This is a genomic window from Pseudomonas sp. RSB 5.4, from assembly GCF_037126175.1.
GTDB classification, from domain to species: Bacteria; Pseudomonadota; Gammaproteobacteria; order Pseudomonadales; family Pseudomonadaceae; genus Aquipseudomonas; species Aquipseudomonas fluorescens_H.
In genome coordinates this window covers 5,193,377-5,219,824 of sequence record NZ_CP146986.1, presented here as the reverse complement: position 1 = coordinate 5,219,824, position 26,448 = coordinate 5,193,377, and the positions used below count along the sequence as shown (strand labels likewise).

The window sequence follows — 26,448 nt, the reverse complement described above, 5'->3', positions numbered from 1 at the left end:
TGGCAATCCCCACCGCTGATATGCGCCACTAGCGTCATTGATTGATCCCGCGCAACCGCGCGGTGCACCTGGAGACCCCGTTTATGAGCGAGAGTGTGTTTGCCGATCGCATCGTGCAGAACCTGCTCGACACCGACTTCTACAAACTGACGATGATGCAGGCGGTGCTGCACAACTACCCCAACGTCGAAGTCGAATGGGAGTTCCGTTGCCGTAACAGCGAGGATCTGCGGCCGTATCTGGCCGAGATTCGTTACCAGATCGAGCGCCTGGCCGAACTGAGCCTGAGCGCCGACCAGTTGAGTTTTCTCGAGCGCATCACTTTCCTGAAACCGGATTTCCTGCGCTTTCTCGGCCTGTTCCGCTTCAACCTGCGCTACCTGCACACCGGGATCGAGAACGGCGAGTTGTTCATCCGTCTGCGCGGCCCGTGGCTGCACGTGATTCTCTACGAAGTGCCGCTGCTGGCGATCGTCAGCGAAGTGCGCAACCGCTATCGCTACCGGGAAATCGAACTGGTGCAGGCGCGCGAACAGCTGTATCGCAAATTCGACTGGCTCAGCGCCAACGCCTCGGCCGACGAACTGGCGCAATTGCAGGTCGCCGACTTCGGCACCCGCCGGCGCTTCTCGTACCGCGTGCAGGAAGAAGTGGTCAACGTGCTCAAGCACGATTTCCCCGGGCGCTTTGTCGGCACCAGCAACGTGCACCTGTCCCGCGAGCTGGACATGAAACCGCTGGGCACCATGGCCCATGAATGGATCATGGCCCACCAGCAACTCGGCCCACGCCTGATCGACAGCCAGATCGCCGCCCTCGACTGCTGGGTGCGCGAATACCGTGGCCTGCTGGGGATTGCGCTCACCGATTGCATCACCACCGACGCCTTCCTCGGCGACTTTGACCTGTTCTTCGCCAAGCTCTTCGACGGTCTGCGCCACGATTCCGGGGATCCGGTGCAGTGGGGCGAAAAGTGCATCGCCCACTACCACAAGCTCGGCATCGACCCGATGAGCAAGACCCTGGTGTTCTCCGACAGCCTGACCCTGCCCAAGTCGCTGGAGATCTTCCGCGCGCTGCACGGGCGGATCAACGTCAGCTTTGGCATCGGCACCAACCTGACCTGTGACATTCCGGGTGTCGAACCGATGAGCATCGTGCTTAAAATGACCGCCTGCAACGGCCAGCCGGTGGCGAAGATCTCCGACGAGCCCGGCAAAACCCACTGCAAAGACCCGAATTTCGTCGCCTATTTGCGACATGTGTTCCAGGTTCCTGCCGATTCCAGTCTATCTAGCAAGGAGTGAATTCATGCAAGCCGTACAGCGTGAGATTGCTGAACAGCTCAAGGTGCAACCACCATTCGCCGGGCATCAGGCCCTCGAAGCGGAAGTCGCCCGGCGCATCACCTTTATCCAGGATTGCCTGGTCAATTCCGGCCTCAAGACCCTGGTGCTGGGCATCAGCGGCGGCGTTGACTCGCTGACCGCCGGCCTGCTGGCCCAGCGCGCCATGCGTGAGCTGCGCGAGCGCACCGGCGACGACGCCTACAAGTTCATTGCCGTGCGCCTGCCGTACGAAACCCAGTTCGATGAGCACGACGCCCAGGCGTCGGTGGACTTCATCGCCCCGGACGAACGCCACACCGTGAACATCGGCCCGGCGGTCAAATCGCTGGCCAGTGAAGTCGCGGCGTTCGAAGGCAAACATGCGGTGTCGGTGGATTTCGTGCTCGGCAACACCAAGGCGCGGATGCGCATGGTCGCCCAGTACACCATCGCCGGCGCGGCGCACGGTCTGGTGATCGGCACCGACCATGCGGCGGAAGCGGTGATGGGTTTCTTCACCAAGTTCGGTGACGGCGCCTGCGACCTGGCCCCGCTCAGCGGCCTGGTGAAAAACCAGGTCCGGGCGATTGCCCGCAGCTTCGGCGCACCGGAATCGCTGGTGGAAAAAGTGCCGACCGCGGATCTGGAAGACCTGTCGCCGGGCAAACCGGACGAAGCCTCCCACGGCGTGACCTACGCCGAGATCGACGCCTTCCTGCACGGCGAGCCGGTGCGTCAGGAAGCGTTCGACATCATCGTCAGCACCTACAACAAGACCCATCACAAGCGGGTCATGCCGTTCGCGCCTTGATCGGCGACTGAATGAAAAAGCCCGCTGAGGAGCGATCCTCAGCGGGCTTTTCTTTGGCCAGTTCACCTGTCGATGCTGATGGCCTCTTCGCGGGCAAGCCCGCTCCCACAGTGTCCCGGTTGTTCACAAAATGTGTGACCGACACAAACCCTGTGGGAGCGGGCTTGCTCGCGAAGAACGATAACGCGGTAAGCCTGCTTACTTCACAGCAATGGTGCCTTTCATCATCGAGATGTGGCCCGGGAAGGAGCAGAAGAAGCCGTAGTCAGTACCAGCGGTCAGCTTCGATACATCAATGGTCAGCGTGTCTTTCTCGCCGGCACCGATGATCTTGGTGTGAGCGATAACGCGCTCGTCGCCGTCTTTCAGGTAGTTCTTGTCGATGCCAGCGGCCAGGCCGTCGGTGGCAATCGGCTGCATATCAGCGGTTTTGCTGACCACCAGGTTATGGCCCATGACGTTCTTCGGCAGGCTGCCGGAGTGAGTCAGTTCGACGGTGAAGGTCTTGCAGCTCTTGTCGATCACGATCTCCTTGGTGTTGAAGGACATCTGGTCGGTGGAATCAACGGTGGTTTTGCACTCGGCAGCCATCAATTGGCTGCTGGCCAGCGCCAGCAGGGATACCGCAACAACTTTGGAAAACATGGTGAATCTCCAAGGCAGGGTTAACAAAAACACTAATGGTGGAAAGACTGCCTGAAATCTTCGCAAGTTCCTATGACTTGAGTCAAAAATTGTATACAACTTTCAGGCTATGACACTCATCGAAACAATCTACCGGCCAGAATCCACGGCCGGGCCTATGATCGGCGCATCTACTGAAACGGAGTGCCTATCATGTTCTTTAACGGTCTGTTGTGCAGTTTGCTCGCCGCCTACGCCTGTGGCGCCAGCGGTACCTTTGAATCGCCAGAACGCGAAGCTTAGTCCTTGGATCAAGGCGTGCCAGCCATTACCCTGTGACGGATTGACCCAGGAGGAAGGCATGTCTCTCAAATCCGTTTGTGTATTTTGCGGTGCCAACGCCGGCACTGATCCGGCTTACACCGAAGCCGCCCAAGCCCTTGGCCGGGCACTCGCCGAGCGCCAACTGACGCTGGTTTACGGTGGGGGTGCCGTGGGCCTGATGGGCCTGGTGGCGGACGCCGCACTGGCCGCCGGCGGCGAAGTGATCGGGATCATTCCGCAAAGCCTGATGGACAAGGAGATCGGTCACAAAAGCCTGACGCGTCTCGAAGTGGTCGATGGCATGCACGCGCGCAAGGCCCGCATGGCTGAACTGAGCGATGCGTTCATCGCGTTGCCCGGCGGCCTCGGCACGTTGGAAGAGCTGTTCGAAGTCTGGACCTGGGGCCAGCTCGGTTACCACGGCAAGCCGCTGGGGCTGCTTGAGGTGAACGGTTTTTACAGCAAACTCACTGCTTTTCTTGACCATATCGTCGGCGAAGGCTTCGTTCGCGCCCCACACCGTGACATGCTGCAAGTGAGCGAATCAGCACAAACGCTGCTCGACGCCCTGGATAACTGGAAGCCGACCGTCACGCCCAAGTGGGTCGACCAAAAACCCGGCTAACCGCCGGGCACCGATACAGGGCAGAATACGCGCCGCTCAACCTCACCTTCGACCCCAGAGGATCGCCCATGGCCAAACCCAATTACTCCTTCGCCAAACGTCAACGAGACCTGGAAAAGGAAAAGAAGAAAGAGGAAAAGCTTCAACGCAAGAAACAGCTGGCTGAAGAAGCGGCACAGAACCCTGACGGGGAAGTGGCGACTGACAACGATGATGATGTTGTTGATGCACCGAAAGACCAGGCGCCTGACGCCTGAGCTGATTGCTGATTCGCTCCCTGAGGGAGCGATCTGTGGCGAGGGGATTTATCCCCGATGGGTCGCGAAGCGGCCCCAAATTGTTTTGCGACTGCTTCGCAGCCGATCGGGGATAAATCCCCTCGCCACAAAAAGCTCCCCACACTCGATTGTCTTCATTCCAATGGCATCACCGTGACCCGCACTTCCGGATCATGCGAACCGCCCCCCAGAATCACCCCACGCAGCGGCGAGACATCGGAAAAATCCCGGCCCCACGCCAGGGTGATGTGCTCCAGCGCCGGCTGCACATTGTTGGTTGGATCGAAATCCACCCAGCCCAATACCGGACAGAACACCGAGACCCAGGCATGCGACGCGTCGGCGCCGATCAGCCGTGGCTGCCCCGGTGGCGGCTGGGTCAGCAAATAACCACTGATGTAACGCGCTGCCAGCCCCCGTGAACGCACGCAGGCAAGCATCAGGTGGGCGAAGTCCTGACACACGCCGCGTCGGCGCTCCAGCACCTCGACCAGCGGCGTCGCCACTTGCGTCGCCTCGGCGTCGAAGGTGAATTCGCTGAAAATCTTCTGCATCAACGCCTGAACGCCCAGCAACAAGGGCCTGCCCGGTGGAAAACAGCTTTCGGAAAACTCGACGAAACTGCGTTTCAAATGCACGTAGGGTGACTGAAAGCGATAGCGACAAGCCTCCAGCATTTCAGCAGACAACGGCAGGCTGCTGTAGGTCAGCGCGTTGCGCGTCTGCTCCCACGCCGGGGACAGATTGAAATCCGCCAGCGGCCGCGCCAGCACCTCAACCGTGAGCCGGGCGTTGACCTGCAATTCATCATGCGGCCGCTCAAAGGCCAGCCGGGTCAGTGGATTGCCGAACACATCCAATTCATCCCGCCGCGTGGTCGGCTCCGGGCTGATCAGCAATTGCTGCTCGGTGCAGCGCTGCCATGTGCACTCGCGCGGCCACAGGTGCGCCAATTGCTGTGCCAGGGAAACCGGGCTGTCGTAGTGGTAACAGGTGTCGTGAAAGATCTGGTAATGCGCGCTCATCAGACGGACACCGTGCGCTGGCTGACATCATCGACATGGGCAAAGTGGCGCAGCGCCAGCCGATCGGACACCTGACCGCTGGCCTCGGCAATCTCCTGCAGCAAATCCGCCAGACCATCGAGCGCGGCACGCACGCTGTTCTCCCCGAACAGCGGATTCTCCAGACAGCCCAGATCGAACCGCGCCAGACGCTCGACCAATTGCGGCAACCCCGCCTCGCGAGGCACGCCGAAATCATCATTCAGGCGCTTGAGTGTGCGGGTCACCAGTTTCAACTGGAACAGCACCGCGTGCGGGTTCTGCTCATCCAGCAGCAACAGGTCGAGCACCGGAATCAACTGCGCCACCGCCAGATACCGCGAACGGTAGGTGATGCTGCTGTTGCCCAGTTCCAGCAGCCATTCCAGCCCCGCCTGATCGAACGCCCCGGCGCCGCGCAGAAATGCGGCCAGACTGCGGCTGAGAAACTGCAACCGTTCGATCCGCCGGCCGATCATCAGAAAGCGCCAGCCTTCGTCGCGGGTCATGTCGTCGAGCGCGAAACCCGAGAGCGCCGCCAGCGACATCACCAGCCGGTTGAGGAAATCCAGCAACTCGCCGAAGTCCGGCTCCTCGGTGTCCAGTTCCAGCGCCTCGCGTTGCAACTCGACCAAGGCCTGCCAGTTCTCCCGCGAGAGCTTGCCGCGCACCTGCGAGGCCGCCCACTGCAGGCGCTGCAGGTTGGAGCGCAGACTGAACGACCAGTCCTCGCCGAGCAGCGCCGCCAGCAGCCGCTCCGGCAACTCACCCTCCTCCGGCAGCAACATCAGCCGCTCGCCCAGCTCCACGGCGGCCTGCAAGGCTTGCGGATCATCGCCATCGACATACCGCGCGAGCATGATCCGCAGCAGTCGCGCACTGTCGTCACAACGCTCGCAGTAACGACCGAACCAGAACAGGTTCTCCACCACCCGCGAGGGCAGGTAAGGGTCGCGGCGCACCAGATCGTGTACGCCGACGTTGCGCTGGGTTTTCCATTGTTCGCCACTCGGCGCATGCTCGCCCAGCACCCAAGTGTCCTTGCTCGCTCCGCCACGTTGCATCGACACCACCTCGGCATCGGCCTCGGCGGCGACCCGGGTCAGCCCACCGGGCAATACGCGATAGCCGCTACCACTGGCCACCGCGTACACGCGCATGCCGATCGCTCGCGGTTGCAGTTGGCCGTCTTCGGCCTGCCAGATCGGCGCCTGGGACAGCTGCGCCAGTTCCTGCGCAACATAGGCGTATGGCCGCGCCTGCATGCGCTCGGCGAGTGCCTGGCGCTGTTGTTCACTCAGATCGCGGCCGAATACCGGCGCGAAGCTTTGCGAGGGGAATGCCGGTTTGATCAGCAGCTCGGGAAGCTTTTCCAACGCCTGCGCCAGCACCGGCGCCTCGCCGCACCACCAGGTGGCGATGGACGGCAGCAGCAGTTCTTCGCCGAACAGGTACTGATTGATCTTCGGTAAAAATCCGAGCAACCCCGGCGACTCCAGCACGCCGCTGCCCAAGGCGTTGGCCACCAGCACCCGGCCCTGACGCACCGCTTCCAGCAGACCAGGCACACCAAGTGCCGAATCGGTGCGCAGCTCCAGCGGATCGCAGAAGTCATCGTCGAGCCGGCGCATGATCGCGTGCACCCGGCGCAGACCACTGAGGGTTTTCAGGTACACCGTGGCATCGCGCACGGTGAGGTCGCCGCCCTCCACCAACGGATAACCGAGCTGGCGTGCCAGATAAAGGTGTTCGAAGTAACTTTCGTTGAAGCGCCCGGGCGTCAGCAGAACCACCAGCGGCGCGTCGTCGGCACACGGCGCCTGACGCGCGAGGGTTTCCTGCAGGGTGCGGAAGAATCCGGCCAGGTGCTGCACTTTCAGGTCGCGGTACAACTCGGGAAAGGCCCGCGAAACGATGGTGCGGTTTTCCAGCGCATAACCCGCGCCCGACGGCGCCTGAGTACGATCTGCCGTGACCCACCAGCGTCCGTCCGGCGTGCGCGCCAGGTCCACGGCGTACAGATGCAGAAAGGCCCCTTCAGGCGGAGCAATGCCCTGACAGGGCCAGAGAAAATTGTTGTGGCCGAACACCAGCTCCGCCGGTAACAACCCTTCGCTGATCAGCCGCTGCGGCCCGTACAGATCAGCCAGTACCGCGTTGAGCAGGCGTGCTCGCTGGGCAATCCCCGCCGACAGGTGCTGCCACTCATCAGCAGCAATCACGTGCGGCAGCAGGTCCAGCTCCCACGGGCGGTCGGCGCCCTTGGGATCGGCATAGACGTTGTAGGTCACGCCGTTTTCCTGAATCTGCCGGGCCAGCAGCGCCTGCCGCTGCACCAGTTGCGCCGGGGTGCTGCGCTGCAATTGATCGAACAGCCGCCGCCAGTGCGGGCGCACTTCCCCGCTGTCATTCAGCAGTTCGTGATAAGTGCCCGCGGTCAGCGGGTAGCGGTCTAGCAGGTCAGGCATGGAAAGCTCGGCAGACAGCAGGGAACGGTCAGACTAACGCAGGCACATGACGTGCGGATATACGAAAAATCCGCATGTCGTGCAGGACTTAGAAGCGTCGCAAATCGAGTGTCATCGGCAGCTCGTCGGAGATTGTCAGGTTAGGTATCGGAAGTTTCCCCGGCGTGTGTCCGATGCGGAAAAACCGCGCCATGCGCCGGCTCTCGGCTTCGTTGGCATTGACCGGCAACGTCTCGTAATTACGCCCGCCCGGGTGTGCAACGTGATACTGGCAACCGCCCAGCGAACGCTGCATCCAGGTATCGAGCAAATCGAACACCAGCGGCGCGTGCACCGGAATGGTCGGTTGCAGACAATTGGCCGGTTGCCAGGCCCGAAAGCGCACACCCGCGACGAATTCACCGATGCGCCCGGTCGGTTGCAGCGGCACCGGGATGCCGTTGCAGGTCAGCAGATAACGCTGCGGCGGCAGACCGCTGAGTTTGATCTGCAAACGCTCCAGCGACGAATCGACATAACGCACCGTGCCGCCCGCCGTCCCTTCCTCGCCCAGCACATGCCAAGGCTCCAGCGCCTGACGCAGTTCCATCTCGATGCCACTGACCGCGTAATCGCCGACCTTGGGAAAACGGAACTGCAGATGCGCGGCGAACCACTCGGCGCGCAACGGATAACCGGCGTTGTTCAGTTCGACGATGACGTCGGCAAAATCCTGCTCGATAAAGTGCGGCAGCATAAAGCGGTCGTGCAGCTCGGTGCCCCAACGTGCGAGCTTCGGCGGCGCATACGGCTCGCGCCAGAAGCGTGCCACCAGTGCCCGCAACAGCAACTGCTGGGCCAGGCTCATGCGCGCGTGCGGCGGCATTTCGAAAGCGCGCAGCTCCAGCAGGCCGAGACGCCCGGTGGCGCCGTCCGGCGAATACAGTTTGTCGATGCAGAACTCGGCACGATGGGTGTTGCCGGTGACGTCGATCAGCAAATTGCGCAGCAGTCGATCCACCAGCCACGGCGCGCACGCTTCGCCCGGTTCTGGCATCTGCGCAAAGGCGATTTCCAGTTCGTACAAGGCGTCGTTGCGGGCTTCATCGACCCGTGGCGCCTGCGAGGTCGGGCCGATGAACAAGCCGGAAAACAGGTAGGACAGCGACGGATGGTTGTGCCAGTAGCTGATCAGGCTGCGCAGCAGGTCCGGGCGGCGCAGGAACGGTGAGTCCGCCGGGGTCGCGCCACCGAGGACGAAATGGTTGCCGCCGCCAGTACCGGTGTGGCGCCCGTCGATCATGAACTTCTCGGTGGTCAGTCGCGTCTGTCGCGCCTCTTCATAAAGAAACTCGGTGCGCTCGACCAGTTCGTCCCAGGTCGCGGAAGGCTGCACGTTGACCTCGATCACGCCCGGATCCGGGGTGATGCGGAAATTGCTCAGGCGCGGATCGCTCGGCGGCTCGTAACCTTCCAGCAATACCGGGCAATGCAGCTCTTCGGCGGTGGCTTCGATGGCCGCCACCAGCTCCAGATAGTCCTCGACCCGCTCCAGCGGCGGCATGAACAGATACAGACGCCCTTCGCGCGCCTCGGCGCAGATTGCGGTGCGGGTCAGCCAGTCGGCGGACTCGTCGATTTTCGGCGCACGTTCGGCGGCCGCGGCGGGTTCGGCATGGCTGTTGAGCTGCGCGCTGTCCAGCAGCTCGGGGAAGTCCTGATTCGGATCGCTGGGATGAATGAACGGGTACTCCGCCGCCTTAACCCACGGCTGCGAAGCGAGCGGCAAGCGGTAACCCAGCGGCGAATCCCCCGGCACCAGCCGGCAATGCTCGTCGCGCAGATACCAGCGCCCGCTCTGCCATTGATCACCCTTGGCGGTGCGCGCCAGCGGCAGCACCTGGCCGATCACTTTATCCAGGCCCTGAGCGAAAACTTTGCGCAGTCGCGCACGCTCCAGTGGCTCTTCCAGTCGCGAATCTTCAGCACTGACGTTGCTCGGCAATGCGCCCTCACGCCAGAGGTAATAGAAATGGTCTTCGTAGGCTGGAAACACGAAACGTGCGGGCAGTTTCAGGCGTTCGGCAACACTCGCCAGAAAACGCCCGGCCAGTTCGCCATTGGCGCCGTAGTCCTGCTGCTCATCGGCGATCAGCGCGTTGTTGTGCCAGATCGGCACGCCGTCGCGGCGCCAATAGCAGTTGAGCGACCAGCGCGGCAATGGCTCGCCGGGATACCACTTGCCCTGACCGAAATGCACCAGACCTTTCGGCGCATAGTGCTGGCGCATGCGCTGGAACAGTTCGGCGGAGAGTCGGCGCTTGTCCGGCCCCAACGCGGCGGTGTTCCACTCGGCGCCGTCCGGATCGTCGATGGAGACGAAGGTCGGCTCGCCGCCCATGGTCAGGCGCACATCGCCTTCCAGCAGATCGGCATCGATCTGTCGGCCCAGCGCCTGAATCGCCAGCCACTGCTCATCGGTGTAGGGTTTGGTGACCCGTGGCGCTTCCCAGATCCGCTCCACCGACATCTCGTGACTGAACTGGCATTCGCACGGCTCGACCAGGCCACTGATCGGCGCCGCCGAGGACGGATCGGGGCTGCAGGCCAGCGGGATATGCCCTTCACCGGCGAACAGCCCGGACGTGGCATCCAGACCGATCCAGCCAGCGCCGGGCAAGTACACCTCGCACCACGCGTGCAGGTCGGTGAAATCGACGTCAGTGCCGGACGGGCCGTCGAGGCTTTTCACGTCGGCAGTGAGTTGAATCAGGTAACCGGAAACAAACCGCGCGGCCAGCCCGAGGTTGCGCAGCAACTGCACCAGCAGCCACGCCGAGTCACGGCAGGAACCGGATGCATGTTCGAGGGTGTGTTCCGGGGTTTGCACGCCCGGTTCCATGCGGATCAGGTAGCGGATGTCTTCGCTGAGACGCTGGTTGAGCATCACCAGGAAATCCACGGCGGGCTGCGGCGTGCGGTCGATCCCGTCCAGATAGGCTTTGAAGGCAGGCGTCAGCGGCAGGGTTTCGAGGTACGGCGCCAGCTCCTTGCGCTCATCGGCCGCGTAAGTGAAGGGGATTTTCTCGGCGTAGGGTTCGAGGAAGAAGTCGAACGGGTTGAACACCGCCATCTCGGCCAGCAGGTCGACTTCGATGCGCAACTCGTCGGTTTTCTCGGGGAACACCAGACGCGCGAGGTAGTTGCCCTGCGGGTCTTGCTGCCAGTTGATGAAATGCTGCTCGGGCGAGACCTTCAGCGCATACGAGAGGATCCGCGTGCGGCTGTGGGCGGCCGGGCGCAGGCGAACGATCTGCGGGCCGAGTTCGACAGCGCGGTCGTAGCGGTAATGCGTGACGTGATGCAATGCGACATGAATCGACACGGCGTGCCTCCTGCGAGCCTAAGCGTATTCGAAAGCGCGCAAGACTTATGCCATGCAGAGGCTTGGGCGCTTTCCCGGAATGCTCAGGGCAGTACAGCACCAAAATCGGGCGATGCGGGGAAATGGATTGAGGAAGTTGCGCCTAAATGTGGCGGCAGTGGTAGATGCGGCGCCTGAGATGATGCCTTCGCGAGCAAGCCCGCTCCCACAGGAGACCGCATTCCAACTGTGGGAGCGAGCTTGCTCGCGAAGGGGCCAGTCGATTCAGCGCACTTCCTGAGCCCTGAAATGCAAAACGCCAACCCGAAGGTTGGCGTTCTGTTGAAACAAAAAGCGACTTAGCGCGGAACGACTGGCTTGCGCGCCGGCTTCGGCCCCTTGCCCTTGGCCGCTTCCTTGCGTTCCTTGGCCGCCTGCTGGTTGCGGGCGAACGCCGCAGCCTTGGCTTGTTCACGCTTGTCCCAAGGATTGCCACCGTCGCTGGCACGCGGCGGCAGGCCGTTGTGCTGGGTGAGAATCTTGGTGGTCTTCTCTTTCGCGACCTTGTGGCTGCCGGCCGGCGTCGAGTTCTTGCGACGGGCGCTCTGGTAGCTGTCGGTAGCCGGTTGATGCAGCGGAATCAACTGATCCTTGCCCGGACCGATCAGATCACCACGGCCCATGCGGATCAGCGCTTCACGCAGCATCGGCCAGCCTTTCGGGTCGTGATAACGCAAGAACGCCTTGTGCAGACGACGCTGCTCTTCGCTCTTGACGATGGTCACACCGTCGCTCTTGTAGGTGACCTTGCGCAGCGGATTCTTGCCCGAGTGGTACATCGCGGTGGCGGTGGCCATCGGCGACGGGTAGAACGCCTGCACCTGGTCGGCACGGAAGCCGTTGCCCTTGAGCCACAGCGCCAGGTTCATCATGTCTTCGTCGGTAGTGCCCGGGTGCGCGGCGATGAAGTACGGGATCAGGTACTGCTCTTTGCCTGCTTCCTTGGTGTACTTCTCGAACATGCGCTTGAACTTGTCATAGCTGCCAATGCCCGGTTTCATCATCTGGTTGAGCGGACCTTCCTCGGTGTGTTCCGGGGCGATCTTCAGGTAGCCACCGACGTGGTGGGTCACCAGCTCTTTGACGTACTCCGGCGACTCGACCGCGAGGTCGTAACGCAGGCCGGAGGCGATCAGGATCTTCTTCACACCCGGCAAGGCACGGGCACTGCGGTACAGCTGAATCAGCGACGAGTGGTCGGTGTTCAGGTTCGGGCAGATGCCCGGGAACACGCAGGACGGCTTGCGGCACGCGGACTCGATTTCCGGGCTCTTGCAGGCGATGCGGTACATGTTCGCGGTCGGGCCGCCGAGGTCGGAGATGACGCCGGTGAAGCCCGGGACCTTGTCGCGGATCTCTTCGATTTCGCGAATGATCGACTCTTCGGAACGGTTCTGGATGATCCGGCCTTCGTGCTCGGTGATCGAGCAGAAGGTGCAACCGCCGAAGCAGCCGCGCATGATGTTCACCGAGAAACGGATCATGTCGTAGGCCGGGATCTTCTCCTTGCCGTACGCCGGGTGCGGAACCCGGGCGTAAGGCATGCCGAACACGTAGTCCATTTCTTCAGTGGTCATCGGAATCGGTGGCGGGTTAAACCAGACGTCGACCTCGCCATGCTTCTGCACCAGCGCGCGGGCGTTACCCGGGTTGGTTTCCAGGTGCAGCACGCGGTTGGCGTGGGCGTACAGGACCGGGTCGTTACGCACCTTTTCCATCGACGGCAGGCGGATCACGGTCTTGTCGCGGGTCATGCGCGGGCTGGCCAGAATCTGTACGACCTTGGCTTCTTCGGGATCATCCACCGGCCCCTTCTCTTGCTCGATGGCGCAAGCCTGGGTGTCCTGGGTGTTGACGTACGGGTTGATGATCTTGTCGACCTTGCCCGGACGGTCGATGCGCGTGGAATCGACTTCGTACCAGCCCTGCGGCGTGTCACGACGGATGAATGCGGTGCCGCGCACGTCGGTGATGTCTTCGATCTTGTGCCCGTAGGACAGACGCTGGGCCACTTCGACGATGGCGCGCTCGGCGTTGCCGTACAGCAGAATGTCGGCGCTGGCGTCGATCAGGATCGAGTTGCGCACGCGGTCCTGCCAGTAGTCGTAGTGGGCGATGCGGCGCAGCGAAGCTTCGATGCCGCCGAGGACGATCGGCACATGCTTGTAGGCTTCCTTGCAGCGCTGGCTGTAGACCAGACTCGCGCGATCCGGACGTTTGCCCGCCATGCCACCCGGGGTGTAGGCGTCGTCGGAACGGATTTTCTTGTCCGCGGTGTAGCGGTTGATCATCGAGTCCATGTTGCCGGCCGCGACGCCGAAGAACAGGTTCGGCTCGCCGAGCTTCATGAAGTCGTCTTTGGACTGCCAGTTCGGCTGGGCAATGATCCCGACGCGGAAGCCCTGGGACTCCAGCAGCCGGCCGATGATCGCCATGCCGAACGACGGGTGATCGACGTAGGCATCACCGGTGACGATGATGATGTCGCAGGAATCCCAGCCGAGCTGATCCATCTCCTCCCTGCTCATCGGCAGGAATGGCGCTGGCCCGAAACATTCGGCCCAGTACTTTGGATAGTCAAATAACGGCTTGGCTGCTTGCATGTCGATAACCGGTGTTGGCTTTCATTGAATTTCGCGGGCGCGGAATATAGCACAAATTTTGACCAATTCCGACGGCTGTGGTCGGAAATTGTGCTTTACCTGTGGCGAGGGAGCTTGCTCCCGATCGGCTGCGCAGCAGTCGAATTCTGGGGGCTGCTGCGCAACCCGGCGGGAGCAAGCTCCCTCGCCACAAGTGCTCGACGTTACTCGTCATCGTCGAAGTTGTAACTGCCCGGCGCCAGATTTTCGAAGCGGGTGTACTTACCGATAAAGGCCAGGCGGATAAAGCCGATCGGGCCGTTCCGCTGCTTGCCGATGATGATTTCGGCGATGCCCTTGTGCTCGGTTTCCGGGTGATACACCTCGTCCCGGTACACGAACATGATGACGTCGGCGTCCTGCTCGATCGCTCCGGATTCCCGCAAGTCGGAGTTCACCGGACGCTTGTTGGGACGTTGTTCCAGGGAGCGGTTGAGCTGCGACAGCGCCACCACCGGGCAGTTGAATTCCTTGGCCAGGGCTTTGAGGGATCGCGAGATCTCGGAAATCTCGTTGGTCCGGTTGTCACCGCTGGATCCGGGAATCTGCATCAGCTGCAGGTAGTCGATCATGATCAGGCCGATGTCGCCGTGCTCACGCACCAGACGTCGGGTTCGCGCACGCATTTCCGACGGGCTGATGCCGGCGGTGTCATCGATGAACAGCTTGCGGTCGTTGAGCAGATTGACCGCCGAGGTCAGGCGCGGCCAGTCGTCGTCTTCGAGTTGGCCGGAACGCACCTTGGTCTGGTCGATCCGGCCCAGGGACGAGAGCATACGCATGATCAGCGATTCGCCTGGCATCTCGAGGGAGTACACCAGCACCGCCTTGTCGCTGCGCAGTACGGCGTTTTCCACCAGGTTCATGGCGAAGGTGGTTTTACCCATCGACGGACGGCCGGCGACGATGATCAGGTCGGACGGCTGCAGACCGCTGGTCTTCTCGTCGAGGTCGGTATAGCCGGTGGACAGGCCGGTGATCGCGTCGGCGGTGTTGAACAGGGTGTCGATGCGGTCGATGGCTTTGGTCAACAGTTCGTTGACCCCCACCGGGCCGCCGGTCTTCGGCCGCGCCTCGGCGATCTGGAAGATCTGCCGTTCGGCTTCGTCGAGGATCTCTTCGGCAGTACGGCCTTCAGGGTTGAAGGCGGCGTCGGCAATTTCGGTGCTGATACCGATCAGTTGGCGCAACGTCGCGCGCTGGCGAACGATCTGCGCATAGGCCTTGATGTTGGCGACGGACGGCGTGTTTTTCGCCAGCTCGCCGAGGTAACCGAGGCCGCCGACCTGGGACGTCTGACCTTCCTTGTCCAGTTGCTCGGCAAGGGTCACGACGTCGATCGGCATGTTCTGATCGGCCAGTTTGGCGATCGCACGGAAGATCAGACGGTGGTCATGTCGGTAGAAATCGCCGTCGGAGACTTGATCGAGCACGCGTTCCCAGGCGTTGTTGTCCAGCATCAGACCACCGAGTACGGCCTGTTCGGCCTCGATGGAATGCGGCGGCACTTTCAGCGCGGCGGTTTGCAGATCGTATTGCTCGGGAGCGGTGATTTCGTTCATGGCCACTTGGAGTCAGGTTTGAAAACGGGATTACCAGAAAGACAAAGGGCACGACCTGTAAACAGGATCGTGCCCGATGTTACCGGCAAGCACCCGAGGGTGCCAGCCGACAAGTATTGCTTAAGCTGCTACCACGACAACGCGTACGGTGGCTTCAACTTCGGCGTGCAGGTGCACAGCCACGTCGAATTCACCCACGTTGCGGATGGTGCCGTTCGGCAGACGAACTTCGCTCTTCTGCACTTCAACGCCGGAAGCGGTCAGTGCGTCAGCGATGTCGTGAGTACCGATCGAACCGAACAGCTTGCCTTCGTCGCCAGCGGTGGCAGTGATGGTCACTTCCAGCTCGGCCAGTTGGGCAGCACGGCTTTCAGCCGATGCTTTACGGTCTGCGGCAGCTTTTTCCAGCTCAGCACGACGCTCTTCGAACGCAGCCAGGTTGGCAGCGGTCGCAGCGGTAGCTTTGCCGAAAGGCAGCAGGTAGTTACGGCCGTAACCGGCCTTAACGTTTACTTTGTCGCCCAGGTTGCCCAGGTTGGCGATTTTTTCCAGAAGGATCAGTTGCATGTGGAAATCCTCTTAACTTTTAACCTTCACCGTTCGCGTTATCGGTGTCTTTCGACACGTGACGACCGCGAAAATCAATCAGGCTGTCGACAATGGCCAGAACCACGAGCAACGGATAGAGCAGCTGCATGAACAACAGCAGCGTGACGTACAACCCCACCAGCCAGAAACCGGCCAGTCGCTTCTGCCCGACCAGCCCGTGAATCAGGGCGAGTCCGGCGAACACCAGCGGTACACTGCACAACGGCGTCAACATGGCCATCTGTGCACCGAGATTCGGGCCCAGAAGCATCAACGCCAGCAGCAACATCGCCGGCCCCAGCGGGATCCGGATGGCGCGAAACTCGCGACCAAAACCACCCGGGTTGTACAACAACGCCTGCCAATGACGCCCGACAATCAGGCTCAGCACGCTGACGATCTGCAACAGAGCCGCAATCAGTCCGGTCAGGACTGGTGCAATCAGGGACGCGAAGCGCGCTTGCTCATCGACCGACAATTGCTTGTAGGTTTCACCAAGAAGCGCCGGCATGACCTTTATCAAGGCCTGCGCGAGCATCTCGATCTGGGCCGCAAACGCTGCCCCGAGCACCACTGAAAACACCACTCCAATCACTACGCTGACCAGCAGCGTGCGGACCCAGGATTCGCTTGCGCGCAACACCAACGCAAGCCCCGAAGACCCCAGCAGCACCAGAAGTGCCCGTGGATCATCGGCATACAGCCACCAGATCAATGCCGGCAGCAGCCCCAGGGACAGAACGCCAATGGCGTCCGTCAGTCCGCGCCGCAGAAGCACCAGGCTCCCGGCGGCAGCACCCAACCAATACAACAACGGCAATGTTGCACACCCGGCCACTACGAGAGTGGCCTGCATGCGGCCGCGCATGATGAACTCAGCTATGGCACGCATGCATTCAATCCTTTGCTACTTGTCGACTGCCCGGTCTCAGCGGCCGTGGCTGTCGGTGTAGGCCAGCAGGGCCAGGAAGCGGGCGCGCTTGATAGCGGTGGCCAGCTGACGCTGATAACGAGCTTTGGTACCGGTGATGCGGCTTGGAACGATTTTGCCGGTCTCGGATACGTAGGCTTTCAGAGTGTTGAGATCTTTGTAATCGATCTCTTTCACGTCTTCAGCGGTGAAGCGGCAGAATTTACGACGACGGAAGAAACGTGCCATTTGATAGGCTCCTTAAAAGGTCCGTGGATTACTCGTCAGCGTTATCGCTGTTGTCGCTGTCATCACCCTCAACGCCATCAGCGTCGGAGTGCTCAGGACGGTCGCGACGCTCACGGCGCTCACTGCGGTTTTCTTCAGCCTTGAGCATCTCGGACTGGCCGGTAACGGCTTCGTCGCGACGGATGACCAGGTTACGGATCACTGCATCGTTGTAGCGGAAGTTGTCTTCCAGCTCGGCCAGGGCCTTGCCAGTGCACTCAACGTTCAGCATCACGTAGTGAGCCTTGTGAACATTGTTGATTGCGTAGGCCAGTTGACGACGGCCCCAGTCTTCCAGACGGTGGATTTTGCCGCCGTCTTCTTCGATCAGCTTGGTGTAACGCTCAACCATGCCGCCGACTTGCTCGCTCTGGTCAGGGTGGACCAGAAAGATGATTTCGTAATGACGCATGAATGCTCCTTACGGGTTGTAGCCTGCCGCTCAAAAACGGTCAGACAAGGAGTGAATGACACTTATGGACTTGCTGGCGCGGGGCACATGCGTGCCTGCCGTCACAGCAAGGGGCGCAATTGTAGAGAAGGGACTGCAGAGGTGCAAGGCAATTGGTGATTATTTGAACAATCACCATTTCTTTGCCTTCGCACAAAACACTGTGGGAGCGGGCTTGCTCGCGAATGCGTTTCATCAGGCAACATTATTGTTGTCTGAAACACCGCTTTCGCGAGCAAGCCCCCTCCCACAGTTTGTTTGCGTACAGCCTTATTTCTTGGCTGCAGCCTTGGCCTTGGCACCGCGTTGACGCTGCGCTTCGAACAGGCACACGCCGGTTGCCACGGACACGTTGAGGCTGCTGACGCTACCGGCCATCGGCAGGTTCACCAGATAGTCGCAGTGCTCGCGGGTCAGGCGACGCATGCCTTTGCCTTCGGCGCCCATGATCAGGATGGTCGGACCGGTCAGGTCCTGGTCATAAATGCTGACCTCGGCCTCACCCGCCGTGCCGACCACCCACAGACCACGTTGCTGGAGCTTTTCCAGAGTGCGCGCGAGGTTGGTCACCGCCACTAGCGGAATCACTTCCGCCGCGCCGCAGGCCACTTTACGCACCACCGGCGTCAGGGTTGCCGACTTGTCCTTGGGCACGATCACCGCCAGCGCGCCGGCAGCATCCGCCGAACGCAGGCAGGCGCCGAGGTTGTGTGGGTCGGTCACGCCGTCGAGCACCAGCAACAGCGGTGCGCCTTCGGTGCGGTCGAGCAGCTCATCGAGCATCGCCTCGCCCCAGACCTGACTCGGACTGACGTCCGCCACCACGCCCTGGTGCACGCCTTCAACCCAGGCGTCCATTTCGCGGCGCTCGGCCTGACCGATCTGCACACGATTTTCGTTGGCCAGTTCGATCAGGGTCTGCACGCGCGGATCGTTGCGGCTTTCGGCCAGCCAGATCTGCTTGACGCGTTTCGGGTGGTGACGCAGCAACGCTTCTACCGCGTGAACGCCGTAGATTTTTTCCAACTGACTCATGACTTCGCCTTCGGTTTACGCGACCCGCCACTTTTGGCTGGAGCCGAACCCGCTTTCGGCGGGCCTTTACGGTGTTTGCTCGGTTTGGCTGGCTTGCCGCCGGCAGCCTTGTCAGGCGCCGACCGTCCGGTCTTTCCCCCAGACGCCGCTTTACCACCGCTTTTGGCGTCGGCCAGCAAGGCCTTCTTCATTTCACGGCTTTTGCGCAGCTCGGCGTTTTTCGCCACGGCATCGCTCGGGCGATAGGCCTCGGCAGCCTTTTCCTTGGCTGGACGACGGCTGGCGGTTTTCGCCGGCGCCTTCTCTTCCGCAGCCTTGGTCGCTGCCGGAGCAGTTGTTTCGCTACCGCGCTTCTTGCGACCAATCGGCGCGCTGATGGTTTTTTCGGCCATCTCGAAGTCGATCTTGCGCTCGTCGAGGTCGACGCGCATCACGCGCACTTCAACGGTATCGCCAAGACGGAAGCTGCGACCGGTGCGCTCGCCCGCCAGGCGATGATGCACAGGATCGAAGTGGTAGTAATCGCCCGGCAGCGCGGTGACGTGCACCAGGCCTTCGACGTAGATATCGGTCAGCTCGACGAACAGGCCAAAACCGGTCACCGCAGTGATCACGCCCGGGAACGACTCACCGACGCGATCCTTCATGAACTCGCACTTGAGCCAGTTCACCACGTCGCGGGTGGCTTCGTCGGCACGGCGCTCGCTCATCGAGCACTGCTCGCCGAGTTGTTCCAGCGCCGCTTCGTCATACGGATAGATGCGCGCCTTCGGAATGGTCATCGCCCCGGCACGACGAACGTGCGGAGTGTCCTGTTTCGAATGGATCACGCTGCGGATGGCGCGGTGCGTGAGCAGGTCCGGGTAACGACGGATCGGTGAAGTGAAGTGGGTATAGGCTTCGTAATTCAGGCCGAAGTGACCTTCGTTCTGGGCGCTGTACACCGCCTGACTCAGGGAGCGCAGCATCACGGTCTGAATCAGATGGAAATCCGGACGGTCCTTGATGCTGGCCAACAGGGCCTGATAGTCCTTCGGCGACGGGCCATCCTTGCCTTTGTGCAGAGACAGGCCGAGTTCGCCGAGGAACGCGCGCAGTTTTTCCAGACGCTCCGGTGGCGGGCCGTCGTGGACGCGGTACAGCGCAGGGATTTCGTGTTTCTTGAGGAATTCGGCGGTGGCCACGTTGGCCGCCAGCATGCATTCCTCGATCAGCTTGTGCGCATCGTTACGGGTGGTCGGACGGATTTCGGCAATCTTGCGCTCGGAACCGAAGATGATTCGGGTTTCCTGCGTTTCGAAATCGATCGCGCCACGCACGTGACGGGCAGCCAGCAACACTTTGTACAGCGCATAGAGCTGCTTGAGGTGCGGCACCACGTCGGTGTATTCGCCGCGAAGCTTGCGCGCTTCGGTGGCTTTCGGAGTTTCCAGCATCGCGCTGACCTTGTTGTAGGTCAGGCGGGCGTGGGAGTGAATTACCGCTTCATAGAAGCAGTAGTCGGTCATTTCGCCGGACTTGGAGATGGTCATCTCGCAAACCATGGCCAGACGATCGACGTGCGGGTTCAGCGAGCACAGGCCGTTGGACAGCTGCTCAGGCAGCATCGGCACCACGCGCTCGGGGAAATACACCGAGTTGCCGCGCACCTGGGCTTCGTTGTCCAGCGCCGAACCGATCTTCACGTAGCTGGAAACGTCGGCAATCGCCACGTACAACTTCCAGCCGCCGGAGAACAGGCGCAGCTTGCCGGGCTTGGCTTCGCAGTAGACCGCGTCGTCGAAGTCGCGGGCATCTTCGCCGTCGATGGTGACGAACGGCAGATGGCGCAGGTCGACACGCTTCTCTTTGTCTTTTTCTTCGACTTCCGGCTTGAGCTTGGCGGCTTCTTTCAGCACCGCTTCAGGCCAGACATGCGGAATGTCGTAGGTACGCAGCGCGACATCGATTTCCATGCCCGGCGCCATGTAGTTGCCGACCACTTCGACCACATCGCCTTGCGGCTGGAAGCGCGGCGTCGGCCAGTGGGTGATCTTCACCTCGACGAACTGACCGATCTGCGCGTTGGCGTTGCGGCCCGGGGTGACCAGCACTTCCTGCTGGATCTTCGGGTTGTCGGCAACGACGAAACCGATACCGCCCTCTTCGAAGTAGCGACCGACGATCGTTTCGTGGGCACGGGACACCACCTCGACGATCACGCCTTCACGGCGCCCGCGACGATCAAGACCGGAAACACGGGCCAGCGCGCGATCACCATCGAACACCAGACGCATCTGCGCCGGGCTCATGAACAGGTCATCGCTACCGTCGTCCGGCACCAGGAAACCGAAACCGTCACGGTGACCGCTGATGCGGCCGAGGATCAGGTCGAGCTTATCCACTGGCGCATAGGTGCCACGGCGGGTGTAGATCAATTGAGCGTCGCGCTCCATGGCGCGCAGACGGCGGCGCAGGGCTTCGATCTGGTCTTCGGTGGTCAGACCAAACTCTTCGACCAGTTGCTCACGGGCAGCAGGCGAACCTCGATCAGCAAGGTGCTGAAGGATCAGTTCGCGGCTGGGAATAGGGTTTTCATATTTTTCCGCTTCACGAGCGGCCTCGGGATCGAGGGACTGCCAATCGGCCATTAGAGAGTTTTCACCTTGTCTATATGCGGGTTAGTTTGGCATAGGCGCCATCAAACGGGAAATTTCCGACTCTATAAGGCCCTTCTATAGGCTTGTATCGACGCCTGAAAGCCCTTTTGAACACCGCCGGTAAAAAAATTCATTTTTTTTGCTGACAGGGGTTTACAGTTAAAAAGGCTCTCCGTATAGTGCGCGCCATCGACGACGTACACACGTTGACGAGATGCCCAGGTGGTGAAATTGGTAGACACGCCAGCTTCAGGTGCTGGTGACCTTACGGTCGTGGAAGTTCGAGTCTTCTCCTGGGCACCAATTTCGAGTTTGAGACTAGATCAGTTTCAAGGCTCACACAAAAACCCGCGAAAGCGGGTTTTTTGCATTCTAAGCAACCGATTTGTTAAAACCGATTAACTAAAATTAAATCAGGGGTTTACAGATCAAAAAGCGCTCCGTATAGTGCGCCACATCAACAGCGGCAACGCTCGCGATGAATGCCCAGATGGTGAAATTGGTAGACACGCCAGCTTCAGGTGCTGGTGACCTTACGGTCGTGGAAGTTCGAGTCTTCTTCTGGGCACCAATTCAAACTCAAGGTCACGATCTTGAGTTTCCCAAAAACCCGCGAAAGCGGGTTTTTGCCTTTCTGGCGTTTGAAAACCTGCAGCTCCCTCGCCACACATGATCACCAGATCATGCTCTAGCAAACCTCTGCCCTCCCCGCAAGGCGCACTTGAGAAACAATATCGTTTATCATTGTTGCAAGTTTTTGCAATGCGACAGTGAGGAACCCTGCGAATGATGTTTCGAAATACCCTGCGCCGCGGCTTGACCTTCACCCTGCTCGGCCTGGCACTCGCCACTCCCCTCACCCAGGCAGCCGATGCAGTTTCCCTGACGCTCTACAACGGTCAACACAAGGAAGTCGGCGATGCGATCGCCAAGGCCTTCGAGGCCAAGACCGGTATCCACGTCAATGTACGCAAGGGCAGCAGCAACCAGCTCGCCAGCCAGGTCATCGAAGAAGGCGACCGCTCCCCCGCCGACGTGATCTACACCGAAGAATCCCCGCCACTGAACAACCTCGGCGAGCAAGGTCTGCTGGCCAAGACCGACGACGCCACGCTGGCCGTGCTGCCCAAGCAATACGTCGCCGGCAACGGCACCTGGATCGGCGTCACCGCCCGGGTTCGTGTAGTCGCCTACAACCCGAAACTGGTCGATGAAAAAGACCTGCCGAAGTCGGTGATGGAATTCTCCGATCCGAAGTGGCAAGGCAAAGTCGGCTTCGTCCCGACCAGCGGTGCATTTCAGGAACAGGCCGTGGCGATCATCAAGATGCACGGTCGCGACGCCGCCGAAGAATGGCTGACCGGCCTGCGCGCTTTCGGCAAGACTTACAGCAACAACATGGTCGCCCTCAAAGCCGTGGAAAACGGCGAAGTCGCCACCGTGCTGGTGAACAACTATTACTGGTTCGCCCTGCAACGCGAGAAAGGCAAGCTCGACTCGAAACTGCATTACTTCACCGGCGGCGACGTCGGCGGGCTGATCACTGTATCCAGCGCTGCCGTGCTGAAATCCAGCAAGCATCCAAAAGAAGCCCAACAATTCCTCGCCTACATGGCCAGTGAGGAAGGCCAGCGCGTGATCACTCAGACCACCGCCGAATACCCGATGCACAAAGGCATGGAATCGGATCGCGGCCTCAAGCCGTTCAGCGAGCTGCAAGCGCCAAACGTGACCCCGGCCGACCTGGGCAACGCCGAAGAAGCGCTGGAGCTGGAACGTGAAGTTGGCCTGAACTGATGGCCGCATCGTTATCCGCCCCCGCCGCGCGCGGGGGTTACGTGCCACAACGCAAGCGGCCGTCGATCTGGCTGGTGCTGCCGGTGTTATTGCTGGTGGTCATGAGCCTGTTGCCTCTGGCCTATGTCGGCCTGAAAGCCTGGCAGGCCGGTTGGGCCGAAGCGCTGCACCTGTTGTGGCGCCCTTACGTATTCGGTCTGCTGCGCAACACCCTGGCGTTAATGGTCGGCGTAACGCTGACTTGCGGCGTGATCGGCCTGTCACTGGCGTGGCTGCTGGAGCGCAGCAATCTACCGGGACGACGCTTGTGGGGGGTGATTCTGTGCCTGCCGTTTGCGGTGCCGGCGTTTGTCAGCAGCTTCACCTGGGTGTCGTTGAGCGCGCAGTTCGAAGGTCTTGGCGGGGCGATTCTAGTGATGAGCCTGTCGAAGTATCCGCTGATCTTTCTGCCGGTCGCGGCAACCCTGCGCAACCTCGATCCGTCCCTCGAAGAGTCGGCTCGCACTTTGGGGCAGAATCGCTGGGGCGTGTTCTTCCGCGTCACCCTGCCGCTGCTCTGGCCGTCGCTGCTGGCCGGCTCGCTGCTGATTGCCCTGCACATGCTGGTCGAATTCGGCGCGCTGTCGATCATCGGCCTGCAAACCTTCACCACGGCGATCTATCAGCAATTCGAACTGGAATTCAGCAACGCCAACGCCGCGATGCTTTCGGCGGTGTTGCTCGCGCTGTGCCTGATGCTGTTGTGGCTGGAGCTGCGGGTGCGCGGCAAGGGTCGGCATGTGCGTACAGGCCAAGGCGCGGCGCGTCAGGCCGAACAAGTGCGTCTCGGGCCATGGGCCGTTGTCGGTCAGCTGTATTGTCTGCTGCTGGCGATCGTCGGCAGCGGGATTCCGCTGGGCATGCTCGCGTACTGGCTGGCGGTTGGCTCATCGGCGGCCTTCCCGGTCGCAGCGATCACCGAGGCTCTGCTGTCTTCGCTGGCCTTGTCGCTCGGTGGCGCAGCTTTGTGCTTGCTGCTGGCAGTGCCGGTGGGGCTGCTGGTGGTGCGTTACAAGGGTCGACTGGCGATCTGGGCCGAGCGCTTGCCGTATCTGCTCCACGCCTTGCCAGGCCTGGTGATTGCGCTGACGCTGGTGTATTTCGCCCTGCACTACGTGCCGGCGCTGTACCAGACCTCGGCATTGCTGCTGATCGCCTATGCGCTGCTGTTTCTGCCATTGGCACAGGCGCCGATTCGCACGGCACTGAACAAGGCTGCGCCGCAGCTGGAAGAAGCGGCACGCACGCTGGGTGCTTCGTCGTTCACCGCGTTTTGCCGGGTGACCCTGCCGATCATCTTCCCGGCACTGGGCGCGGCGTTTGCGCTGGTGTTTCTGGATGCGATGAAGGAATTGACGGCGACGCTGCTACTGAGTCCGACCGGGCTTAATACGCTGGCGACGGAAGTGTGGGCGCATACCGCGAATGTCGAGTTTGCGGCGGCAGCGCCTTATGCGGCGTTGTTGATAGTGGTGTCCGGGTTGCCGGTGTATCTGCTGACGACGCGGATGTATCTGAGCCGCTGAAATCGTCTTCGCGAGCAAGCCCGCTCCCACAGTTTGACCGAGTCCCTACCTGGGAATGCGATCGAATGTGGGAGCGGGCTTGCTCGCGAAGAGGCCCGCCCGGACACCTTTAAGCCCTGAACTGCCCCAGACTCGCCTTCAACTGCGCCGCCAAGCCATCCAGCACCTTACCACTGGCCGTGGTCTCCACCACCGCCTGCGCGGCTTTCTCGGCCTGGGCATGAATCGTCTCGACCCGCCCGCGCACCGCCTGCGCGCCCTGCGCCTGATGCGCCGCGGCCTGTGTCGCCAGACCGATCGCCGCATGCACCTGCTCGACCGAGGCCTGCACCGACTGCTGCAGCCGCGCACTGTCGCGTAGCACCAGCAAACCTTCGCTGGCCTGACGCCCGGCCTGTCCGATCGCTTCAACCGCCTCACGCGCGCCCTGCTGCAACGCGACGATGTGCGCCTGAATATCGCCAGTCGAGCTTTGCGTCTTGCTCGCCAAGGCGCGCACTTCATCCGCGACCACGGCAAAACCGCGCCCGGTCTCACCGGCCCGCGCCGCCTCGATCGCCGCGTTCAGGGCCAGCAGGTTGGTCTGTTCGGCGATGCCGTGAATCACCGTCAGCACCACTTCGATCTGTTCGCTCTGCTGCGCCAGTCGCTCGATGACTTTCGCCCCGGTGTCGACCTGCCCGGCCAGCGCCTCGATCAGGCTGCCGACTTTCGCCGAGGTACGAGTGTTTTCATCGGTGGCCTGGCGAATATCCACCACCTGTTTCAACGCCGCCTGCATGGCGTGGCTTTCCGATTGCGCCTCGTCAGCCATTTGCGACAGCGCGCGCAGGCTTTCCGCTACTTCATCACGCTGCATCCCCGCCGCCGCATCGGCACCAGCATTGCGCAGAGTCATGGCGCCGATTTCCACGCCGGTACGCTGGGCCACGTCGCCCGCCTCGCGCACGATCGGCTGCAACTTATCCACAAAGCGATTGACCGCCGACGCCATGTCGCCGATCTCGTCTTTGCTGTTGATCTGCACGCGCTTGGTCAGATCGCCCTCGCCCGCCGCCAGATCATCCATCGCCGCGTTGAGCATCTTCAGGCGATTGACTACCCGATGACCGAGCACCACCGCCAGCAACAGCAATACGCCAAATCCAACCAGCGCCAGGCCCATGCCGATCCGCCAGCGTAGCGTCCCCGCGGCATCCTGCACGGTGCTCGCGGTATTAGCCTTCATCTCGGCAGCCGTGGACTGCGCCGACTGCAGGCGTGCGCGCATGGCCGTGGCGCTGTCAGCAGCCGCCCCCTTCAGGCTGTCGCCAACCAGTTGATCACTGCTGGCGATCAGTGCCGAGAAGCGTTTGTCGAGCGCCGCCAGATCAGTTTCCACCGACGCCGTCGAGACACCCATCAGCACCTTGCCGATTTCCACACCATTGGGGTTGATCGAGGCCTCGAGGTAGTAGACCGACGGATCGTTCTTCGCCGCATCCAGCACTTTATCGAGCGCACGCTCGCCTTGGCCTTTTTCCAGCAAGGCCTTGTTGATCGGGTTTTCGCGATTGAGATAACGCGTCAGGTGCTGACCGGTGGCGTCATCGTAGACCACGAACAGCACGTTGGGATTGCGCTGGGCGCGCCGGGCGAACTCGGAGAGGGTCGGTACGTCGTTATCCCACATGGCACGGGGCGCGACCGAGGCGAGCAACTGGGCCATGTCGTTGGCCGAGTCCTTGAGGTCTTTTTCCAGAGTCGTACGCAGCTGCGCCTGCTCCTCTTCCAGACGCGAAGACAGACCCGCAGTAAGACGCTGACGAGTACTGGCGGACAAGGCGTCGAGGCTCGACGTGACTTCACGCCCGGCCTGCTCCAGCTCACCCGAAAGCTTCTGGCTGTCTGCGCCCAGGCGAGTGCCGAGATCGGCTTCCAGCGCCGTGACGGTGCTTCGTGTCAGGGCGACTGCCACCAGCACCTGCACCAAAAGGGCGATACCAAGGGTAACGAACACGGGCCGCAACAAACGGCTTTGTAACAGTGAGAGAACGGCCGACACTGTGAATCCCTCTACTTCTGACG

The 26,448-nt window shown here is 61.4% G+C and carries 19 protein-coding genes and 2 tRNA genes; 8 read left to right on the top strand and 13 right to left on the bottom strand.

Annotation, left to right across the window (positions count from 1 at the left end; all coding sequences use genetic code 11):
* The first annotated feature begins 83 nt into the window (after positions 1–83).
* Together pncB and nadE are read left to right on the top strand one after the other, a co-directional pair.
* Complete coding sequence (gene pncB / locus V9L13_RS23540) at positions 84–1,307, top strand: nicotinate phosphoribosyltransferase (protein WP_003221154.1); 1,224 nt, start codon at positions 84–86, stop codon at positions 1,305–1,307.
* A 4-nt stretch (positions 1,308–1,311) separates the two neighbouring features.
* On the top strand, positions 1,312–2,139 hold the full coding sequence (nadE, locus tag V9L13_RS23535; RefSeq protein ID WP_103485073.1) for an ammonia-dependent NAD(+) synthetase: 828 nt from the start codon (positions 1,312–1,314) through the stop codon (positions 2,137–2,139).
* Between the two features lie 198 nt (positions 2,140–2,337).
* On the opposite strand, the gene azu is transcribed toward nadE, so the two are convergent.
* Entirely contained in the window at positions 2,338–2,784 is a 447-nt protein-coding gene (gene azu, locus V9L13_RS23530) for an azurin (protein ID WP_098966950.1), read from the bottom strand.
* A gap of 340 nt (positions 2,785–3,124) precedes the next feature.
* Between azu and V9L13_RS23525 the strand changes: the two genes are divergently transcribed.
* Both V9L13_RS23525 and V9L13_RS23520 read left to right on the top strand, forming a co-directional pair.
* Positions 3,125–3,712 (top strand): TIGR00730 family Rossman fold protein, encoded by a 588-nt coding sequence (locus tag V9L13_RS23525; protein ID WP_003221147.1) that lies wholly within the window; start codon positions 3,125–3,127, stop codon positions 3,710–3,712.
* 68 nt (positions 3,713–3,780) lie between these two features.
* A complete protein-coding gene (locus V9L13_RS23520; protein ID WP_226499909.1) occupies positions 3,781–3,969 on the top strand; it encodes a hypothetical protein in 189 nt (62 codons plus the stop codon).
* 155 nt (positions 3,970–4,124) lie between these two features.
* On the opposite strand, the gene V9L13_RS23515 is transcribed toward V9L13_RS23520, so the two are convergent.
* The 11 genes from V9L13_RS23515 to rnr all read right to left on the bottom strand — a co-directional run bounded on the left by V9L13_RS23515 (position 4,125) and on the right by rnr (position 21,010).
* The gene (locus tag V9L13_RS23515; RefSeq protein ID WP_338800658.1) at positions 4,125–5,015 is read right to left on the bottom strand and encodes a transglutaminase family protein; all 891 of its coding nucleotides are present in this window, start codon (positions 5,013–5,015) and stop codon (positions 4,125–4,127) included.
* A complete protein-coding gene (locus V9L13_RS23510; protein WP_338800657.1) occupies positions 5,015–7,501 on the bottom strand; it encodes a circularly permuted type 2 ATP-grasp protein in 2,487 nt (828 codons plus the stop codon). The genes V9L13_RS23515 and V9L13_RS23510 overlap by 1 nt, the downstream gene beginning before the upstream one ends.
* Positions 7,502–7,589: 88 nt before the next feature.
* Positions 7,590–10,865 carry a transglutaminase family protein gene (locus V9L13_RS23505; protein WP_338800656.1) on the bottom strand — a complete coding sequence of 1,092 codons (3,276 nt, stop codon included), beginning with the start codon at positions 10,863–10,865 and terminating at the stop codon, positions 7,590–7,592.
* A gap of 338 nt (positions 10,866–11,203) precedes the next feature.
* Entirely contained in the window at positions 11,204–13,507 is a 2,304-nt protein-coding gene (locus tag V9L13_RS23500) for a YgiQ family radical SAM protein (RefSeq protein ID WP_027611423.1), read from the bottom strand.
* Positions 13,508–13,710: 203 nt separating this feature from the next.
* On the bottom strand, positions 13,711–15,108 hold the full coding sequence (gene dnaB / locus V9L13_RS23495; protein WP_003221138.1) for a replicative DNA helicase: 1,398 nt from the start codon (positions 15,106–15,108) through the stop codon (positions 13,711–13,713).
* Positions 15,109–15,228: 120 nt separating this feature from the next.
* Entirely contained in the window at positions 15,229–15,675 is a 447-nt protein-coding gene (rplI, locus tag V9L13_RS23490; RefSeq protein WP_003221136.1) for a 50S ribosomal protein L9, read from the bottom strand.
* Between the two features lie 19 nt (positions 15,676–15,694).
* Complete coding sequence (locus tag V9L13_RS23485) at positions 15,695–16,588, bottom strand: hypothetical protein (RefSeq protein WP_003221135.1); 894 nt, start codon at positions 16,586–16,588, stop codon at positions 15,695–15,697.
* A 36-nt stretch (positions 16,589–16,624) separates the two neighbouring features.
* Positions 16,625–16,855: a 30S ribosomal protein S18 gene (gene rpsR, locus V9L13_RS23480; protein WP_002551829.1), complete on the bottom strand. Its 231-nt coding sequence runs from the start codon at positions 16,853–16,855 to the stop codon at positions 16,625–16,627.
* A 28-nt stretch (positions 16,856–16,883) separates the two neighbouring features.
* A complete protein-coding gene (rpsF, locus tag V9L13_RS23475; RefSeq protein WP_003221133.1) occupies positions 16,884–17,306 on the bottom strand; it encodes a 30S ribosomal protein S6 in 423 nt (140 codons plus the stop codon).
* Between the two features lie 309 nt (positions 17,307–17,615).
* Positions 17,616–18,380, bottom strand: coding sequence for a 23S rRNA (guanosine(2251)-2'-O)-methyltransferase RlmB (rlmB, locus tag V9L13_RS23470; RefSeq protein WP_003221131.1), 765 nt, complete (start codon positions 18,378–18,380; stop codon positions 17,616–17,618).
* Positions 18,377–21,010: a ribonuclease R gene (rnr, locus tag V9L13_RS23465; RefSeq protein WP_338800655.1), complete on the bottom strand. Its 2,634-nt coding sequence runs from the start codon at positions 21,008–21,010 to the stop codon at positions 18,377–18,379. Before rnr ends, rlmB begins: the two co-directional genes overlap by 4 nt.
* A 225-nt stretch (positions 21,011–21,235) precedes the next feature.
* Here rnr and V9L13_RS23460 point away from each other — a divergent pair.
* The 4 genes from V9L13_RS23460 (at position 21,236) to V9L13_RS23445 (ending at position 24,381) form a co-directional block, all read left to right on the top strand.
* A tRNA-Leu gene (locus tag V9L13_RS23460) sits at positions 21,236–21,322 on the top strand.
* Positions 21,323–21,503: 181 nt separating this feature from the next.
* Positions 21,504–21,590 (top strand) — tRNA-Leu (locus V9L13_RS23455).
* A gap of 215 nt (positions 21,591–21,805) precedes the next feature.
* Positions 21,806–22,816: an extracellular solute-binding protein gene (locus tag V9L13_RS23450; protein WP_338800654.1), complete on the top strand. Its 1,011-nt coding sequence runs from the start codon at positions 21,806–21,808 to the stop codon at positions 22,814–22,816.
* Entirely contained in the window at positions 22,816–24,381 is a 1,566-nt protein-coding gene (locus tag V9L13_RS23445) for an iron ABC transporter permease (RefSeq protein ID WP_338800653.1), read from the top strand. The genes V9L13_RS23450 and V9L13_RS23445 overlap by 1 nt, the downstream gene beginning before the upstream one ends.
* A gap of 109 nt (positions 24,382–24,490) precedes the next feature.
* On the opposite strand, the gene V9L13_RS23440 is transcribed toward V9L13_RS23445, so the two are convergent.
* Positions 24,491–26,425 (bottom strand): methyl-accepting chemotaxis protein, encoded by a 1,935-nt coding sequence (locus V9L13_RS23440; protein ID WP_003221124.1) that lies wholly within the window; start codon positions 26,423–26,425, stop codon positions 24,491–24,493.
* Positions 26,426–26,448 lie beyond the last annotated feature (23 nt).